Origin of the sequence: Rhodopseudomonas palustris, assembly GCF_034479375.1 — a bacterium.
Classification (GTDB): domain Bacteria; phylum Pseudomonadota; class Alphaproteobacteria; order Rhizobiales; family Xanthobacteraceae; genus Rhodopseudomonas; species Rhodopseudomonas palustris_M.
Map to the genome: position 1 here is coordinate 815,030 of NZ_CP140155.1, position 18,239 is coordinate 833,268.

Genomic DNA, 18,239 nt, shown 5'->3' on the forward strand with positions numbered 1-18,239 from the left:
CGGTTTTCGCGCGCATTCGCCGCATCGGGCGAGCGTCGGCAACGGATTGCTAAGGATGAAAGTTCTCGACCGTCGAGGTCGGCATCGAACAACCCTTTAATCACTCCTGAGCGAATACGTAGTTCGACATTAGAACTAACTCCCGCTCGCGCGAGCACGTAGAATCCACAGGCATCAGGACGGGACGATGGAAAAGAGGGATGACGCCGCGACGGACGATTCCGCCGTTCAGCTCGCCGCGCTGGAGCGGGCGAACGATGCCGTGGTGATCGTCGATTGCGACCGTCACGTGCGCTACTTCAACGGCGCGGCGGAGTCGATCTGGGGGCTCGATCGAACCGAGGTGCTCGGTAGCGATGTCGGGTCGCTGGGGCTCGCCGATCTGATCGCGCGTGACGGCTCGCCGGCGTCGACCCCGCCCGCCGGCACAGTCGCCGCCGGCGATCCCGGTTCTGAGATCAGCATCGGTCGCAAGGACGGCAGCCGGATCCGCGCCGCGTTGTCGGTGTCCCGCGTACAGTACGGATGCAGCGGCTGCACCATCGCTTTCGTCCGCGACATCACCCGGGAAATCGAACAACGCGAAGGCCTGGCGCTGCTCACCTCGATCGCCGACCGGACCAACCGCGCCGTCGTCGTCACCGATCCCAACGGGGGCATCGTCTACAGCAACGCCGGCTTCACGCGCCTGTTCGGATACTCGTCCGAGGAGGCGCGGGGCCGACGGGCCGGCGAATTGCTGGCGGGGAGCCACACCGATCGTGAAACGCTCCAGGATCTGGCGACCAAAATCGGAGAGGACGAAGGCGGCGAGGGAGAGATTCTGCTCTACGACAAGGCCGGCGGCGAAATCTGGGTTTCCGCCGACGTCAAGGCGCTGCGCAACGGGCGCGGGGAGATCACCAACGGGTTCGCTCTGATGACCGACATCTCCGAGTCGGTGCAACTGCGGTCGTTGCAGCAACTGACCCTGAGCGCGCTGGCCGACGAACTGCCGATCACCGAGATCGCGGACCGGCTGTGCCGGTTGGTCGAGAAGATCGCGCCCGACGTCGTCTCCTCGCTGCTCCACGTCGACGCGGACGGCCTGCTTCATCCGCTCGGCGGCCCGAGCCTTCCCGACGAATATTCGCGCACGCTGGATGGCGTCGCGATCGGGCCGGAGATGGGATGTTGCGGGTCCTCGGCCTATTTCGGCCGGCCGGTGCTGGCGATCGACATCGATACGGATCCGCGCTGGCAGCCGTTCAAGGCGCTTCCGCTCGCTGCCGGTCTGCGCGCCTGCTGGTCGTCGCCGATCATGGCCAAGGACGGCCGCGTGATCGGAACCTTCGCGTTCTATTTCCGGGAATGTCGCGCGCCCAGCCGCTGGCACGAGCGGATCGTCGACGCCTGCGTGCATCTCGGCGCGCTCGCGATCGAGCGCAAGGAAGCGCGCGCCCAGATCGCGCGGCTGGCCTATTACGACATGCTGACGGGCCTGCCGAACCGCGCGCGCCTGCGCGATCTGATCGCCCAGGCGATCGAGACCTGTCCGCCGGGACAGCACGTCGCGCTGGCGTTTCTGGACGTCGACAATTTCAAGGACGTCAACGACACGCTCGGGCACTCGGGCGGTGACGAATTTCTCGTCGAGTTCGCGCGACGCCTGCGCGAACAGATTCAGCCGCGCGACATGCTCGCGCGGCTCGGCGGCGACGAATTCGTCATCGTCATGCCGGGGCGCGACGCCGCCGAGGCCGATCTGATCGTGTCGCGGATCTCCATGGCCTTGACGACGCCGGTGGGGATCGGATCCAAACAAGTGCTGATGTCCGCGAGTATCGGCATCAGCCTGTATCCGGACAATGCGACCGATATCGACACGCTGATCAGGCAGGCCGACACGGCGATGTACCAGGCCAAGCGCGCCAGCAGGTCCACCTATCGATTCTTCAGCAAGGACATGAACGGCGCGGCCGAGGAGCGTATGGCCTACAGCGCGGCGTTGCGCAACGCGATCGCGCTCGATTCGCTCGAACTGCACTATCAGCCGCAGATCAGAACCTGCGACGGTGCCATTCACGGCGTCGAGGCGCTGGCGCGCTGGAACGATCCGGTGCTCGGCTCGGTGTCGCCGGCGAAGTTCATCCCGCTCGCCGAGGAATGCGGGCTGATCGAACAGATCGCGCTGTGGTCGATCCGCGCGGCGTGCCGGCAGATGGCGGCGTGGCGCGAGCACGGGCTCGATATCCCGTGCGTGTCCGTCAACCTGTCTCCGATCAATTTCCAGAATCCGAATCTCGCCGCGTTGGTATCGGATATACTCGCCGAATTCCGCCTGCCGCCCGGCATGCTGATGCTCGAAGTGACCGAGGGCGTGATCCAGAACGAACGCTCGCTGGCGATCGAGACCATGAATGCCCTGCGCGGGCTCGGCGTCGGACTGTCGCTGGACGATTTCGGCACCGGCTATTCCAGTCTCAGCCAGCTCGCGCAACTGCCGATCCGCGAACTGAAGATCGACCGCGGCTTCATGCGCGACATCGCGCACCAGCCCAGCGCGCGGGCCGTGGTGACCGCGGTGGTGCGGGTCGGCCAGAGCCTGCAACTGAGCGTGATCGCCGAAGGCGTCGAAACCGACGAGCAGTTCGCGCTGTTGGCGGAACTGGGATGCGACGCCGTCCAGGGATTCCTCTATGCTCCGGCGCTGACGCCGGCGGGATTCGAACTCTGGCTGGTCGACTACAGCGCCCGCCGCGCGGAGGCTATGACCCGGCGCATCGCAGAACAGTCTGCCCGCCCGCCGCTCGCACTTCCCGATTCCGCCATCAGGCGGCTGGCTTAGCGCGGGCTTCGGAACGGCGACGTTCGAGCCGTCGGCCTACGTCATCACGCCGACCACGGCGCCCATCAGGCAGGTGGTGAGGGTGCCGGAGACGATCGAGCGCAGGCCGAGCGCGGCGATCTCCTCGCGGCGCTGCGGGGCCATCGCGGTGAGGCCGCCGAGCATGATGCCGAGGCTGCCGAAATTGGCGAAGCCGCACATCGCATACAGCATGATCAGCCGCGAGCGCGGATCGAGCGCGTCGGGCGCGAGCTTCGACAATTCGACATAGGCGATCAGCTCGTTGAGCACGGTCTTGATGCCCATCAGCGAGCCGGCGGTGACGGCCTGCGGCCACGGCAGGCCGAGCAGCCAGCACACCGGCGCCATCGCATAGCCGAGCATCCGCTGCAGCGAGATCGGCGCGCCGCCGATGTCCGGCAGAATGCCGAGAGCCGCGTTGGCGAGATACACCAGCGCCACCAGCACGATCAGCATGGCGATGATGTTGAGCAGCAGTTCGAGCCCGGCGGCGGTGCCTTTGACCACGGCGTCGATGCTGCTGACCGCGATCCGCTCCGGATCGGCCAGCGCGCCGCCGGTGGCGCGCGGCTCGGTCTCGGGCACCATGATCAGGCTGATCAGGATCGCCGCCGGCGCGCCGAGCACCGAGGCGATGACGAAATGCGCCGCCGCGTCGGGCAGATGCGGCGCGAGCAGGGTGGCGTACAGCACCAGCACGGTGCCGGCGATGCCGGCCATGCCGCCGGTCATCACCAGGAACAGCTCGCTGCGGGTGAGCTGCGCCAGATACGGCCGGATGAACAGCGGCGCCTCGACCATGCCGAGAAACACGTTGGCCGCGGTCGACAGCCCGACCGCGCCGCCGACGCCGAGCGTGCGCTCCAGCAGCCACGACATGCCGTGCACGACCGGCGGCAGGATCTTCCAGTAGAACAGCAGCGTGGTGAGCACGCTCATCACCAGCACGATCGGCAGCGCCTGGAAGGCGAGAATGAAATCCGCGCCGGGCGCCTTGACGTCGAACGGCGCCGCGCCGCCGCCGAGATAGCCGAACGCGAACGAGGTGCCGGCGCGGGTCGCCGCGGCGATCACGCCCACCGCCTCGTTGATCGCGCCGAAGGCGTGCGCCGCGCCCGGCAGCTTGAGCATCAGTGCGGCGGTGCCGATCGTCACCGCGAGCCCGATCACGATCTGGCGCAGCGAGACGCGATCACGGTGCTCGCCGCAGGCCCAGGCGAGCATCAGCAGCGCAAAAATTCCAACAGCAGATTGAAGTTGCAGCATCAGTCCCCCACGCCATTATGCCGATGCCGGGCGCGGTGACCAGCACGGCTGGGGCAAATTCGATCTGCGACTTTGTGCTCAGGGCCTGACCGCGCGAGACGGCGTCGCGGCGCCCGCCGCATCGCGGCGCTGTCATGCGCGCCGTGCTAGAGAGGCCGTCGCGTCGGCGGGGCGCGGCGGGACGGCAGCGGATGACGAACGATCGAATCATCGCGACCTATCATGTGACGAGCGAGCCCGGACGGATCGCCGACCGCGCGCAGGGGCTCGCGATCGAGCAGAGCGTCGAATGCCCGCTCGATGCGATCGGCGACCGCTGGGTGTGCGACGCGATTCTCGGTCGTGTCGCGCGGATCGACGAGCTGGAGAGCGGCCGCTACGCGGTGCGGATCGCGCTGGCGTCCGCGACGGCGCCGGCGGAGCCCGGACAATTGATCAACATGCTGTTCGGCAACGCCTCGATCCAGCCCGACGTCGCGCTGGTCGATGTCGAACTGCCGCCGTCCTATCCCGAAGCGTTCGGCGGCCCGAAGCTCGGCATCGACGGCATCCGCGCGCTGACCGGCGTGCAAGGCCGGGCGCTGACCGCCTCGGCGCTGAAGCCGCAGGGACTCGCGCCCGCGGCGCTGGCCGCGATCGCGCGGCAACTCGCGGACGGCGGCGTCGATCTGATCAAGGACGATCACGGCCTTGCGGATCAGGCCTACAGCCCGTTCGCCGCCCGGATCGCCGCGGTCGGCCGCGCGGTGGATGCCGCCAACCAGGCGAGCGGACAACGGACATTGTATGCGCCGCATGTGTCCGGCTCGCTCGACGACATGCGGCGCCAGCTCGACCTGATCCGCGCCGAAAACATCCCCGCGCTGATGATGATGCCGATGATCGTCGGGCTGTCGAACTTCCATGCGATCGCCAAGGAGGCGGAGGGGCTGGCGGTGCTGGCGCATCCGGCGCTGTCGGGAGCGACCAGGATCGCGCCGCCACTGCTGCTCGGAAAACTGTTCCGGCTGTTCGGCGCCGACGCCACGGTGTTTCCGCATCATGGCGGGCGGTTCGCCTATACGCCCGAAACCTGCCGCGCTTTGGCGGATGCGGCGCGCGCCGCGTGGGGCGGGCTGAAGCCGTGCCTGCCGGTGCCGGCGGGCGGCATCGCGATCGATCGCGTCAGTGAGCTGTTGTCGTTCTATGGTGAGGACGTGATGCTGCTGATCGGCGGCAGCCTGCTCGCGGCGCGCGAGCGCCTCAGCGAACAGGCGGCGGAATTCGCCGCGGAGGTCGCAGCCCATGGCCAATGACGAGACCAGCAACGAGCAGCCCCGCGTCCGCCGACAGACGACGCCCGGCCGTTGGGACGGCGTCGCGCTGATGCCCTACAAGCAGGCCGACGCCGCGCCGTTTCGCGACGTGACCCGGCAGGTGCTGTTCGCCGATCCGAACCTCGCCTGCGAATGGCGCTATTTCGAGGTCGACGACGGCGGCCACTCGACGCTGGAGCGGCACGCGCATGTCCATGCGGTGATGATCCATCGTGGCCGCGGGCAGTGCCTGGTCGGCAGCACGATCGGCGACGTCGCGGCGGGCGATCTGGTGTTCATTCCGCCGATGACCTGGCACCAGTTCCGCGCCAATGCCGGCGACTGCCTCGGCTTTCTCTGCGTGGTGAACGCCGAGCGCGACCGGCCGCAACTGCCGGGCGAGGGCGACCTCGCAGAGCTGCGTGCGAACCCGGCGGTGGCGGATTTCATCCGGACCTGTTCGCCCCCGGAATAAGGTTCCCGTTGCCCATATCCTTATCAATTCATTAACCCGGCGAACGTAACGATCGACCATATTCTGAATCGGGGGCTTCCATGCGGATCGGAAGTGCTGCGTCTTACCATAACGATGTCGCCGTGCTGCAATTGCTGTCGCGCTCGGCGTCCACCTCCGGCAAGGGCGCCGGCCAGTCCTCGACTGGCGCAAGCTTCGGCGGATGGAATGCCGGCGGCTCGTCCGCCGCGCTGTCGACCTACACGGCGAATGGGACGCTCTCCGGCGGCGCCGGCGCGATCTCGCTGATCAAGACCATGGCGGCGTCGGGCACGTTCGCGAACGCCGCCAGGGGCGTCGCCGACGATCAAGTCCGCGCGCTGGTGCGCGACGGCAAGATCGCGCAACTGCCGATGCCGAAGGATATCGATGTTTCGGGCCTGAGCACCGCCGAGCAGAATGTCTACCATGTCGTGCAGACGCTTCAGAGCCTCTACGACGCCCAGCCGAAGACGCTCGACGACGCGCTGTCGGGTCACGTCGAGACGGTGCTCGAAAGCTATCCCGAAGCGATCGCGCGGATGAAGGACGGACTGGCGAACGGCACGCTGCCGGAGTCCGACGGCTGGAACGATGTGATCGCCAGATACGAGAACGAACTCTCGGCGGCGCAGCAGGGCAAGATGAAGATCACCGGGATCGACGACCCGGGCCTGGTGCAGACCACCAACGAGTTCAGCGTCTCGTCCAACGGCATCGGCTGGAGCGGCAGGGGCACCAAGACGACCGCCGATATCCCGGCGCTGCAGGAATTGCTCGGCACCAAGAACGTGCTGCCGGGCGGCGGCCCCTACACCGGCAGCTACGCCATCAGCTGGTAGCCGCCGGGCAGGTCCAGAACTCAGGCGAGTTCGATCGGGCCGTGGTCGTCGCAATGGCCGGCGTGCGGATGGTGCAGGCGGCCGTCGACCAGATAATCGACATGATCGCCGTGCGGCACCGCCTCGTGGCCGCAGCCGGGGCCGTGGGTGTGGCCGGCGCAGGCGGTCTGCGGCGTGCATTGCACCGGATTGGTGTCGCTGACGGCGATGACGTGCTCGTCGACATGGTCGCCGTGCATGTGATGCAGATGGCCGTCGTGCAGATAGTCGACATGGCCGTCGTGCTTGACCGCGGTGTGGCCGCAGGCGGGACCGTGCTGATGATCGTGGTTGGCGTGGTGACTCTCGCTACAGGTCGTCATGATGGTGTCTCCGTCAGTCGCCGGTGTCGTGTGGTCCGTGTGATCTTCTCCGCTTTCTCAGCGTCGTCAATGCCGAACGCAACCGGCGGCGACGGCGGTGCCGGACGACCTCGCCCAAATCGAACGTGTGAGCTGCCGAGGGCTGTGGCGATGATGCCGGTTGGAGATGCGAAGCAGACCGCCTAATGTTTCTGACTGTTTCCGAAGAAACAAGAGACGGTGGGCGGATCGCATGCATCAATCGGCGTTGGACAAGTTCCGGGTTTTTCTCGACGTGTATCTGCCGGCGCATGTCGGCCGGCCGCTCTCGGTGATGGACGTGGGAAGCTGCGCCATCGACGGCGCCGACACCCATCGGCCGGACGTCGTGAGGCGCGGGTGGTCGTATGTCGGCATGGACATCGAGCCGGGACCGAATGTCGATCTGGTCGTGTCCGATGGTTACGATTGGACCGCGATTGCGGACGACAGTCTGGATGTCGTGCTGTGCAGTCAGGTGCTGGAGCACACCCGCCATCCCTGGCGTCTGGTTCAGGAAATCGCCCGCGTCCTGCGTCCGCGCGGGCTTGCCTTCCTGGCTGCCCCCAGCGCCGGACATGTGCATCGCTATCCGGAAGATTGTTTCCGCTACAACCCCGATGGGCTTCCGGCGTTGGCGCAGGCCGCGGGCCTCGTCGTGATCGATGCCAACGTGCAGCGGCGTCAGGTGTATCGAAGCAACATCTGGCGCGATGCCGTCGCCGTGGCGCAGAAGCCGGAGCTGGCGCCGGAGCAGGCGGGACGGAACCACGCCCGCGCCCAGCTCGCCCGGTTGTCGATGCGGGAGGATCTTTCGCCCGGCGATCTGGCGGCGGTCGACTTTGCGCCACGCTCCGCCGAGCCGAGCTCGATCGCGACGCTCGCGCCGGTTCGCGACAGCGCGTTCGAGCGACGCGATGCCGAGCTGGCCGGGCAGCGCGATCCGCTGCGCCGCGCGCTGCAGGTCCGCAGCCATTTGTCCGCGGCGCTGAAGGCGCTCACCCGGCCGGTGTGAAGGCTGCGCGCCGCGTCTTGCGTATCAGCCGCGGCCGACGAACGGCATCTTGGTGGCCATCACCGTCATGAACAGCACGTTGGCGTCGAGCGGGAGGCCGGCCATGTAGGCCACGGCGTCGCCGACCGCCTTGGCGTCCATCCGCGGCTCGTGCCTTGTCGAGCCGTCCGGCTGCAGTACGCCGGGGCCGTCGACCATGCGGTCGGTCATCGGGGTCGCGGCATTGCCGATGTCGATCTGGCCGACCGCGATATCATAGGCGCGGCCGTCGAGATTGCACGCCTTGGTGAGCCCGGAGATGGCGTGCTTGGTCGAGGTGTAGGCGGCGGAGAACGGCCGCGGCGCATGCGCCGAGATCGAGCCGTTGTTGATGATGCGGCCGCCGCGCGGCGACTGGTCCTTCATGATGCGGAAGGCGTGCTGGGTGCACAGGAACGGCGCGGTGAGGTTGGTGTCGACCACCGCCTGCCATTGCGCCAGCGACAGCTCCTCGAACGGCACCGGCGGCGCGCCCATGCCGGCATTGTTGAACAGCAGATCGAGCCGGCCGTAGCTCGCGACCGTCTTGTCGAACAATGCGGCGATCGAGGCGGGATCGGTCATGTCGGCCTGCACCGGGAGACTGTCGCCGATGCCTTCGCCGAGCTTCTGCGTCTCCTGCAGCAGTGCGAGCCTGCGGCCGGCGAGCACGACGGTGAAGCCGATCTGCATCAGCGCCAGCGACGCGGCGCGACCGACGCCGGTGCCCGCGCCGGTGACGATGGCGATCTTCTTGGTGTCGGACATTGGCTCTCCCCGGAGTTTCTTGCTGTTCGTTGTGAATGTTCGCGGGATCGTAGAGGCTGTCCTGCGCTTCAACAAGACGGCCTGCATCGGGGCGAGGGGGCCGAACCGAAAGGAAGCTAGGGTTCGCCGACCGGCGCGCCGAGGGCCTCCCGATCGGCGGATTTCGCCGCGGACTTCGACGGGCGGTTCTGCGATCGGGCGCGGAAGGCGTTGACGGCGTGCAGCGCCTTGTCCGACAGGATCGCCGCCTTGCCCAGTAGCGTGCGTCCGCCGGCGAACGATTGCAGGGTGACCTGCTGGTTGGCGAAGCGATGCTTGTAGTCTTCGTCGCCGCACAGGAAATCGATGGTCGTCGCGCCGTGATCGATCGACCAACGGATGTAGTCGAACAGCAGGATGTTGCCGGGCGAACTGCGTTCGAACGCGGCGTCGTAGGTGGTGACATAGGCCATCATGGTGTCGTGCTGCATCAGGTTCACCGTCATCGCGACGATCACGCCGTCGCGCTCCAGCACGAACACGTGCAGCAGCTTCTTGTCGGCGAGCACCTGCGCCAGCGCTTCCAGCATCGGCGAACCGGCATCGAACAGCGGCGCGACCAGCCCGTTGCGGGCGCACCATGCGCGCTTGAGCTCCGCGCAACGCTGCAATGCGGGCCCGAGCGGCTCGTCCGGCGACATCAGCCGGAATTCGACCTTGGCGTTCTCCGCCAGACTCTTGAGGCCGCGGCGATAGTTGCGCCGCGCATTGCCCGAATGCGAATCGAACCAGGCCTGGCTGTTGCTCCACGGGCCGACCACGCGCAGGCTGGTGGCCTGCCGGTGATGGGGCCGCAGCGCGACGCCGCCTCCGTCGGTCCGTGCGGTCAGCGTGTTCACGACCGCCGCCGGCAGCACATGGCCGAGATACGCGGCGTCGAAACCGCCCTGCTGATCGAGATAGTCCCACATCCGCTGCACCACCGCCGGGTCGACGCCCGGACGCAGCAGCGCGTCGCAATAGTCGGAGTAGTCCTTGGCGGCCCATTCCAGCACGCGGACGCCGTACCAGCGGCAGGTCGCCAGCGGCAGCACCGCGACGAGCGTGTCGTGTCGCCACGCCAGTACGATCGACAATTCGCGGCGCTTGCGGTCGGGCACCGCATTCCACCACGCGGCGGTCCAGTCATGGCTCTGAAACACCAACGCGCCGGCGTCGTGCCACAGCATTTCCCACAGCGGGCCGATCTCGCGCAGCCGTTCGGCGGTCCGGACGATCTCCAGACGCTCGCCGTCGGCACCCGCCGCGCCGGCATTGCTGATCATATGGAACTCCAGTGGTCTATCGATTCCGATGCACGCGACCGGGGCGCGGCGTCGATGATATAACCGCTGCGAGCGCCTTTCGCCGTCGGCATCGGGCGATAGAGTTAACCCGTCTCTGCGGTGCGAACCATGTAGCGGGCGTCCACCCCGTAGCTCGCGAGTTTCCGGGCCAGAGCGTGATTTTCCATCACCTCGAACCGCTGGCTGCGCCAGAACGGGACCGATCCGTTGACGGCGACGAGCGAGATGGTGTCCAGCCCCACCGCGACGGCATGTCGCAGCAGCAGCGCAACCAGCGCCGCGCCGGCGCCGTTGCCGCGGCCGTGCGGCAGCAACGCGACGTCGTGGATGTAGTAGGTCGAGGCCGGCGAGGGCAGGCTGCCGAGCAGCGTGTCGAGCGCGGGCGGCTCGGCGATCCGCCACGGATGGCTGACGACGTAGCCGCCGATGCCGTCGCGCTCGCGATCCAGCACGTAGCAGCCGGTGGGATAGAGCGCGAGACGCTCGGCGAAGATCGCGGCGTCTTCCGGAAAGGCGACGTGGACCTGTGCGGCGATGGCATTCACCGCGGCGAGATCGGCGGCGGTCATCTGGCGCCAGAGAGTAGCGGCGGTCGTCATGGCAGCGCCCCGCCTCTACGTTCGTCATTCCGGGATGCGCCCGCAGGGCGCAGACCCGGAATCCATATCCCCTGACGGATGCGGAGGAACACCGTGGGCGAGGATGTCATGTCCACGAGAGTCGAGGGGTTATGGATTCCGGGTTCGCGCTGCGCGCGCCCCGGAATGACGGGGAGGGGACGTGCGTGAACCAAGGGGTCGTATCGTGGCGAGACGACTTTCGTATGTGGGAATGCGCCATCGCGGCGAACTACTTCTGATCCTTGTAGGGCGGCCGCGGGATGTTCTTGTGGGCGGCGCGCAGCGCGGCGGACCAGCGGGAGCGCAGATCGTGGAAATATGGTTCGCCTGCTTCGATGCGGTGGTTGAGGTCGGCGTCGCAGACGTCGGTGCGGACCACCAGCACGTCGATCGGCAGGCCGACGCCGAGATTGGAGCGCATCGTCGAATCCATCGAGATCAGGCTGGTCTTCAGCGCCTCGTAGAGTTCGACGTCGTAGGTGATCGCGCGGTCGAGCACCGGCTTGCCGTATTTGTGCTCGCCGATCTGCAGATAGGGCGTGTCGATGGTGCATTCGATGAAATTGCCGGCCGGGTAGATCATGAACAGGCGCATCCGCTCGCCCTTGATCTGGCCGCCGAACAGGAACGACACCTCGTAATTGATCTCCTCGGCCTTCAGCGCCTGCGCCTCGGTGGCGTTGACGTGACGGATCACCCGGCCGATCCGCTGCGCCGCCTGAAACATCGTCGGCGAGTCGAGCAGCGTTTCGCGTTCGCCGGTCTCCGGATCTTCGAGGCCTTCGGTCAGCGTCGACAGCACCGACTGGCTGATCGACAGGTTGCCGGCGCTCGCCACCGCCATGATCCGGTCGCCGGGCCGGTTGAAGACGTGCAGCTTGCGGAAGGTCGAGATGTTGTCGAGCCCGGCATTGGTCCGCGTGTCGGCGACCATCACCAGGCCGTCCTGGACCAGCACTCCGCAGCAATAGGTCATCTCGTCCTCGATCTGCGCCATCAAGCCATGTGGGAGCTTCGATGAAGAAGCTTCGGGTTGCGCGGACCGAATCGCCGCGGCTCAGCCCGAACAGGAATCAGCTCAAGCGGCTGCGGACCGGTCAAGCGCCTGCGGCGGAACACTAGTCAATTTCGTCGTCCCGTCTACCCCTCCTCATTGCATGGCACAGCCGGAAATCCAATCCATCGTCGCGTTCGTGACAGAAGAGCAGGGCGCAGCAACCCGAGTCGGTCTCCGGCATCGTCGTCTGACTGTCGGTGGGGAGCGCCAAGCGCGGGCCGCAAGTCTGCGTTCGTATTGTTACGTGGCCCCAAATTAATGGATCGTTGTATCCCGCCACAGCTAGTCGGTTTGCAGCCAATTCAGGCATCTGGAGATTCGAAATGGCGACGTTCTCTTTCAAGGCGATGCGATCAGTCCAACTGAAGATCGCATTGATCTCGGGAGCTTGCCTCGTTGGTACCAGCATTGCCCTGATCGGCTACAGCCTGTTGTCCGCGCGCAGTACGATGGAGTACGTCGGCACCGAAGTGTCGCATCTGGTCGATAAGCAATCCAAAGAGAGCTTGCTGAACCGAGCTGCCACCGAGGCCAATGTGATCAAGTCCGAACTGGAACTCGGACTTGATGCGGCGCGCACCATGGCGCAGTCATTTGCCGTCCTTGCCGGCAGCAAAACCGCGGCCACTCCGATCGAGTCGCGCCGCGCGCAGTTGAATGCGGTGCTGCGCGGCGTCCTCGAACTCAACCCTGCATTCAACGGCACCTACTCGGCGTGGGAACCCAACGGCCTCGACCGCAATGATGCCTCGTTCAAGGGGCGCAAGGATCTCGGATCCGACGACACCGGGCGTTTTCTGCCGTACTGGACCCGCGACTCCAAGGGCTCGATCGCGGTTCAGCCGTTGGTGGAGTATGACAGCGCCGAGCGGCATCCCAATGGGCTGGTGAAGGGCGCCTGGTACATCGACCCGAGCGCGACCGGCAAAGAGAACATCCTCGGCCCGCTGCCCTACATCGTCCAGGGCCGTCAGGTTTTCCTTGCCACCATGTCGGTGCCGGTCATGATCGACGGCAAGTTCCATGGGGTCGCCGGAGCCGACTACAATCTCGATTTCGTGCAGAAGCTGGCCCTGCAAATCAACGGTTCGGTCTTCGAAGGCAAAGGCAAGGTCACGATCATCAACGATACCGGACTGACCGTCGCCAACAGCGCCGGAGTGGAATTTATCGGCCGGAGCGCCGGCACGTCGGATTCACGCTGGACAGACGCCATGGCCAGCATCCGCGCCGGGAAGGCCATCGTGCAGGACGACCCGCAATCAGCCAATGTCGATGTCTATTCCCCGATCCGGATTGGCCGCACCGGCGCCGCATGGGCCGTGGTGATTTCGGTGCCGCGTGCCGTGGTGATGGCCGGCGTTCGGCAACTCGACGAAACGCTGGCGTCACGTGCGGCAGCCACTATCTACTGGCAGCTCGGCGTTGGCTTGGTGATCATCGCGATCGCGATCTTCCTGATCACCTTGGCGGCCGCCAGCATCGCGCGTCCCACCAAGCGATGCGCTGAATTCGCCAATGGAATCGCGAAGGGCGACTTCGAGCAGAAGCTGGAAATCGAGCAGGCCGACGAGGTCGGCGTTCTCGCCGGCGCCCTGCGCGGGATGCAGGACGATCTCAAGCGCAGCATCGCGCAGCGTGTCGAGGATCAGGCCACTGCGGATGCACTGCGCCGCGAAACAATGCAGAAGCTGGCCAATGATTTCGAAGGCGCGGTGGGCGAAATCGTCGAAACCGTGTCGTCGTCATCGACCGAACTGGAAGCGTCCGCCAGCACGCTGACCGCGACCGCCGTACGCTCCCAAGAACTGGCCACGACGGTGGCGGCGGCCTCCGAGGAGGCTTCCACCAATGTGCAATCGGTGGCTTCGGCGACCGAGGAAATGGCATCGTCGGTCACCGAGATCAGCCGCCAGGTGCAGGAATCCGCACGGATCGCGGGCGAGGCGGTGGACCAGGCCAGGACCACGAATGATCGCGTCGGCGAGTTGTCGCAGGCCGCCGGCCGGATCGGCGCGGTGGTCGAACTGATCAATTCCATCGCCGGCCAGACCAACCTGCTAGCGCTGAACGCCACAATCGAAGCGGCGCGCGCCGGCGAGGCTGGCCGCGGCTTCGCGGTGGTGGCTTCCGAGGTCAAGGCGCTGGCCGAGCAGACCGCCAAGGCGACTGGCGAAATCAGCCAGCAGATCTCCAGCATCCAGACCGCGACCCAGGGTTCGGTTGCGGCCATCAAGGAGATCAGCAGCACCATCAACCGGATGTCGGAGATTTCATCGACCATTGCCTCGGCGGTGGAAGAGCAGGGCGCCGCGACCCTGGAGATCTCCCGCAATGTGCAACAGGCCGCGCAGGGCACCCAGCAGGTTTCATCCAACATTACCGACGTGGAGCGCGGCGCCAGCGAAACCGGTTCGGCCTCGTCCGAGGTACTGTCGGCGGCGCAGTCGCTGTCTCGCGATAGCAATCGGCTGAGGATGGAAGTCGGCAAGTTCCTGACCTCGGTGCGTGCGGCATAGCGCGCGCACGCCGTCGCCGGCCCGGCCTCTCGGTTTTCCGGGGCGAGCGCTCATAGCTGCGCGCGTCCGGGAATGCCGCTCACTTTGACAACGCACGAGTTCGGCTCGCCGGTGCCCGCTACGACTGGCTCTGCGACTGGCCGTGCCGGCCGGCCTGATCGACTTTGACCGCGACTGTCAGCGTCTCGAGCCCGCCGCCATAGCGGGTGCCGCGCACCGGGGCGGCGCCGAGATAATCCAGCCCGATCGCGACGCGGACATGGGCGTCGGTCGAGCAGATGCTGTTGGCGGGATCGAAGCCGACCCAGCCGAGCGCCGGGACATAGGCCTCCGCCCAGGCATGGCCCGCCTGCTGATGCACCTCGCCGTCGGCGCGCAGGAAATGGCCGGCGACGAACCGTGCGGGGACGCCGCTGGCGCGCGCGCAGGCGATGAACACATGCGCGTAATCCTGACAGACGCCGCGGCGCAGCGTGAAGGCTTCCGCCGCGGTGGTGCCGGAATTGGTGGGATCGCCGTCGAACGTCATATGGTCGTTCATCCGCGTCATCAGCGCGTGCAGGAAGCTGATGACGTCGCCCTCGGCGCCGCCGATGTCGCGGGTGAAGGCGGCCATCGCCGGACTGAGTTCGGTCAGCTCGGTCGAGCGCAGGAACAGTTGCGGCGGAAACCGCTCGTCGGTGCCGCGCATCACGCCGCCGGTGTCGATGGTCTCGATCAGCCCTTCCGCGGTGATGGTGAGGTCCTCGGTCGCGCCGATCGTCAGCACGTGGGTGGCGTTGCCGAACGCATCGTAGTGCATGTCGAGCCGGACATCGGCCGAGACGTCGATCTGCCAGTCGGCGACATACTGGCCGTCATGGCTGCCGGGCGTCAGCCGCAGCACCTGGATCACGCCGGTGGCGGCGGGCTCGTAGCGATAGGTCGTGGTGTGGGAAATTCGCAGGCGCATGGGTCGGCATTCCGGTCGTCGCGGCGCGGTGGCGCGGCGGACTATATCAGGCTCGGGCGCGAGGACGCGTCGTCAATCGCCGTTGTTCGCGGATTTGTCGCGTCCGCATGATTTCGCCCGGAAACCCGGATTTGCGTGGCTGTACCATGCTTTAGATCAGGTATTGCTTGGCGACGATCTCACCGAGGCGGCTGTTGTCGGCGAGGAACTCCTGGATGAATTCGTGCACGCCGCGCTGGAAGATGTCTTCCATCTCGGAATGTTCGAGCCGGTTGCGGATGCCGCGGGCGTGGCGCTGCGCCGGACCCTGGCGGCCATAGGCGACGCCGATCTGGTCGAGGTTGCGCACCAGATTGCCGTAGCAGGAGGCGAGCGAGCGCGGCAGCGAGTCGTTGAGGATCAAGAGATCCGCGATCAGCCACGGCTTCAGCGTCTGGCGATACACCCAGTGATAGGCGGTGAGCGCCGACACCGAGCGCAGGATCGACGACCATTGATAGTAATCGAGCGGGCCGCCGACATGTTCCTGCTCGGGCAGCAGCAGATGATATTTGACGTCGAGAATCCGTGCGGTGTTGTCGGCGCGTTCGAGGTGAACGCCGAGCCGGGAGAACCAGTAGGCGTCGTTGCGCAGCATGGTGCGGTAGGCCGAGCCGTCGAACCGCAGCGAGGTCTCCTGCACGAAGCGCAGGAAGCCGGTGAGCTGCTCGCGGGTCTTGGTGCCCTTGCTCCAGTTTTCCTGCAGCTCGATCCAGGCGCTGTTGATGGTCGCCCACATCTCGCCGGTCAGCGCGGTGCGGACCGAGCGCGCATTCAGCCGCGCGGCCTCGATGCAACTGCGGATCGACGACGGGTTGGTGGCGGCGAACGACAGAAACTCGACCACATTGGTCTCGTTGGCCTCGTCGTAGTGCTTGTAGAAACTGCCGGCGACGCCGGCGGTCAGCAGTGCCGAATCCCACTCGTTGCCCTGGCCGGAATAGGTGTTCGGCAAAGCGGTGACGCGCAGCGTCGCGTCGATGGTCCGCGCCAGATACTCCGCGCGTTCGACGTAGCGGGCGAGCCAGAACAGGTTTTCAGCGGTACGCGACAGCATGGTTTCTTTTCCTCCCTCCCCCCTTGCGGGGGAGGGTCGGGGTGGGGGGTGGCAACAAGCGAGGCTTCCGTTGTGGACCCCCACCCCCGACCCCTCCCCACAAGGGGGAGGGGGGCAGGCAGCGGTCGTTGAAGCGGTGAGCGACTTCGGCGAGCTTACTCATCCAGCACCCACGTGTCCTTGGTGCCGCCGCCCTGGCTGGAGTTCACCACCAGCGAGCCTTCCTTCAGCGCGACGCGGGTGAGGCCGCCGGGGACGATGGTGACACGGTCGCGGCCGGTCAGCACGAACGGGCGCAGATCGACGTGGCGCGGTGCGAGGCCGGCTTCGGTGCAGGTCGGGCAGGTCGACAGCGCCAGCGTCGGCTGCGCGATGAAGCCTTCCGGCTCGCGCTTCAGCTTGTCGCGGAACGCCTCGATCGTCGCCTTGGTGGCGGCCGGGCCGATCAGCATGCCGTAGCCGCCGGAGCCGTGGACTTCCTTGACCACCAGTTCGGACAGATGATCGAGCACGTAAGCGAGGTCGGCCGGCTCCCGGCAGCGCCAGGTCGGCACGTTCTTCAGGATCGGCTCTTCGCCGAGATAGAACTTCACGATGTCCGGCATGTAGCTGTAGACCGCCTTGTCGTCGGCGATGCCGGTTCCGACCGCATTGGCCAGCGTGACGTTGCCGGCGCGGTAGGCCGACATCAGCCCGGGCACGCCCAGCGCGGAATCCGGGCGGAAGGTCAGGGGGTCGAGGAAGTCGTCGTCGACCCGGCGATAGATCACGTCGACCCGTTTCAGGCCCTCGGTGGTGCGCATGAACACCTCGTCGTTCTTGACGACGAGATCGCGGCCCTCGACCAGCTCGACGCCGAGCTTGTCGGCCAGAAACGAGTGTTCGTAGTAGGCCGAATTGTAGACGCCGGGTGTCATCAGCGCGACGGTCGGTTCCGACGAGGAATGCGCCGGCGCCACCGAACGCAGCGCCGTCAGCAGCTCGTCCGGATAGCGCTCGACCGGCGCGATGCGGTGCCGCGCGAACAGGTCCGGAAACAGCCGCATCATGACTTCGCGGTTTTCCAGCATGTAGGACACGCCGGACGGCGTCCGGGCGTTGTCTTCGAGCACGTAGAAATTCTCGTCGTCGACCCGGACGATGTCGATCCCGGCGATGTGGACGTAGACGTCGTGCGGCACCGCCTGGCCGTTCATTTCCGGCCGGAACACCGGGTTCTGAAAGATCAGGTCGTCGGGAATGATGCCGGCGCGCAGAATGTCGCGGCCGTGATAGATGTCCCGCAGAAACATGTTGAGGGCGCGGACACGCTGCTTCAGGCCGAGTTCCATCAGCGCCCATTCGCGCCCGGACAGGATGCGCGGGATGACGTCGAACGGGATCAGCCGCTCCTGCGCCTCGGCGTCGCCATAGACCGCGAAGGTGATGCCGATCCGGCGGAACAGCAGCTCGGCTTCCTGACGCCGATGGGTGAGAGACTCGGGCGGCGTCTCGCTCAGCCAGCGGGATAATTCCTGATAGGCCTGACGAAGCTCGCCGCCGGGGCCGTTCATTTCATCGAACGCAACTGCCATGTCGCCAAATTGATTCCAGAGGTGTTCGCGCCAGAGTGCAGCACGGAACAGGATGGTAGCAAGGGCCGGACCAGCGCGATATGGATGGAGTGGACCGATTTCTCGCGCCGGTCCATGATGCTGCCCGGAAAACGGCGAAGCGCTGCACATTAAAGCGTCAGTCGGTAAGAT

General features: G+C 66.3%; 15 protein-coding genes. 6 read left to right on the forward strand and 9 right to left on the reverse strand.

Annotated features, from left to right (window positions below; translation table 11 throughout):
• Positions 1-187 precede the first annotated feature (187 nt).
• The gene (locus tag SR870_RS03565; protein ID WP_322516674.1) at positions 188-2,827 is read left to right on the forward strand and encodes an EAL domain-containing protein; all 2,640 of its coding nucleotides are present in this window, start codon (positions 188-190) and stop codon (positions 2,825-2,827) included.
• Between the two features lie 36 nt (positions 2,828-2,863).
• Here SR870_RS03565 and SR870_RS03570 read toward each other — a convergent pair whose 3' ends face one another.
• Positions 2,864-4,114: a NupC/NupG family nucleoside CNT transporter gene (locus SR870_RS03570; protein WP_322516675.1), complete on the reverse strand. Its 1,251-nt coding sequence runs from the start codon at positions 4,112-4,114 to the stop codon at positions 2,864-2,866.
• A 191-nt stretch (positions 4,115-4,305) separates the two neighbouring features.
• Between SR870_RS03570 and SR870_RS03575 the strand changes: the two genes are divergently transcribed.
• The 3 genes from SR870_RS03575 to SR870_RS03585 all read left to right on the forward strand — a co-directional run bounded on the left by SR870_RS03575 (position 4,306) and on the right by SR870_RS03585 (position 6,744).
• Positions 4,306-5,409, forward strand: a complete 1,104-nt coding sequence (locus SR870_RS03575; RefSeq protein WP_322516676.1) for a RuBisCO large subunit C-terminal-like domain-containing protein — start codon at positions 4,306-4,308, stop codon at positions 5,407-5,409.
• Positions 5,399-5,884 carry a cupin domain-containing protein gene (locus tag SR870_RS03580; RefSeq protein ID WP_322516677.1) on the forward strand — a complete coding sequence of 162 codons (486 nt, stop codon included), beginning with the start codon at positions 5,399-5,401 and terminating at the stop codon, positions 5,882-5,884. The genes SR870_RS03575 and SR870_RS03580 overlap by 11 nt, the downstream gene beginning before the upstream one ends.
• Positions 5,885-5,964: 80 nt before the next feature.
• Positions 5,965-6,744: a hypothetical protein gene (locus tag SR870_RS03585; RefSeq protein ID WP_322516678.1), complete on the forward strand. Its 780-nt coding sequence runs from the start codon at positions 5,965-5,967 to the stop codon at positions 6,742-6,744.
• Between the two features lie 20 nt (positions 6,745-6,764).
• On the opposite strand, the gene SR870_RS03590 is transcribed toward SR870_RS03585, so the two are convergent.
• The gene (locus tag SR870_RS03590; RefSeq protein WP_322516679.1) at positions 6,765-7,106 is read right to left on the reverse strand and encodes a hypothetical protein; all 342 of its coding nucleotides are present in this window, start codon (positions 7,104-7,106) and stop codon (positions 6,765-6,767) included.
• A 232-nt stretch (positions 7,107-7,338) separates the two neighbouring features.
• Here SR870_RS03590 and SR870_RS03595 point away from each other — a divergent pair, with 232 nt between their 5' ends.
• Positions 7,339-8,139 carry a class I SAM-dependent methyltransferase gene (locus SR870_RS03595; protein WP_322516680.1) on the forward strand — a complete coding sequence of 267 codons (801 nt, stop codon included), beginning with the start codon at positions 7,339-7,341 and terminating at the stop codon, positions 8,137-8,139.
• 24 nt (positions 8,140-8,163) lie between these two features.
• Here the strand turns inward: SR870_RS03595 and SR870_RS03600 are convergent, their stop codons facing one another.
• The 4 genes from SR870_RS03600 to SR870_RS03615 all read right to left on the reverse strand — a co-directional run bounded on the left by SR870_RS03600 (position 8,164) and on the right by SR870_RS03615 (position 11,846).
• The gene (locus SR870_RS03600; protein WP_322516681.1) at positions 8,164-8,925 is read right to left on the reverse strand and encodes an SDR family oxidoreductase; all 762 of its coding nucleotides are present in this window, start codon (positions 8,923-8,925) and stop codon (positions 8,164-8,166) included.
• Between the two features lie 116 nt (positions 8,926-9,041).
• Positions 9,042-10,229, reverse strand: a complete 1,188-nt coding sequence (locus SR870_RS03605; protein ID WP_322516682.1) for a GNAT family N-acetyltransferase — start codon at positions 10,227-10,229, stop codon at positions 9,042-9,044.
• A gap of 104 nt (positions 10,230-10,333) precedes the next feature.
• Entirely contained in the window at positions 10,334-10,849 is a 516-nt protein-coding gene (locus SR870_RS03610) for a GNAT family N-acetyltransferase (RefSeq protein ID WP_322516683.1), read from the reverse strand.
• 250 nt (positions 10,850-11,099) lie between these two features.
• Positions 11,100-11,846, reverse strand: coding sequence for a peptidase (locus SR870_RS03615; protein ID WP_322518179.1), 747 nt, complete (start codon positions 11,844-11,846; stop codon positions 11,100-11,102).
• A 404-nt stretch (positions 11,847-12,250) separates the two neighbouring features.
• Here SR870_RS03615 and SR870_RS03620 point away from each other — a divergent pair, with 404 nt between their 5' ends.
• Positions 12,251-14,446, forward strand: coding sequence for a methyl-accepting chemotaxis protein (locus SR870_RS03620; protein ID WP_322516684.1), 2,196 nt, complete (start codon positions 12,251-12,253; stop codon positions 14,444-14,446).
• Positions 14,447-14,564: 118 nt separating this feature from the next.
• Here SR870_RS03620 and SR870_RS03625 read toward each other — a convergent pair whose 3' ends face one another.
• The 3 genes from SR870_RS03625 to SR870_RS03635 form a co-directional block, all read right to left on the reverse strand.
• Positions 14,565-15,398, reverse strand: a complete 834-nt coding sequence (locus SR870_RS03625) for a transglutaminase family protein (protein ID WP_322516685.1) — start codon at positions 15,396-15,398, stop codon at positions 14,565-14,567.
• 151 nt (positions 15,399-15,549) lie between these two features.
• A complete protein-coding gene (locus SR870_RS03630) occupies positions 15,550-16,494 on the reverse strand; it encodes an alpha-E domain-containing protein (RefSeq protein WP_322516686.1) in 945 nt (314 codons plus the stop codon).
• 155 nt (positions 16,495-16,649) lie between these two features.
• A complete protein-coding gene (locus SR870_RS03635; protein WP_322516687.1) occupies positions 16,650-18,068 on the reverse strand; it encodes a circularly permuted type 2 ATP-grasp protein in 1,419 nt (472 codons plus the stop codon).
• Positions 18,069-18,239: the final 171 nt, after the last annotated feature.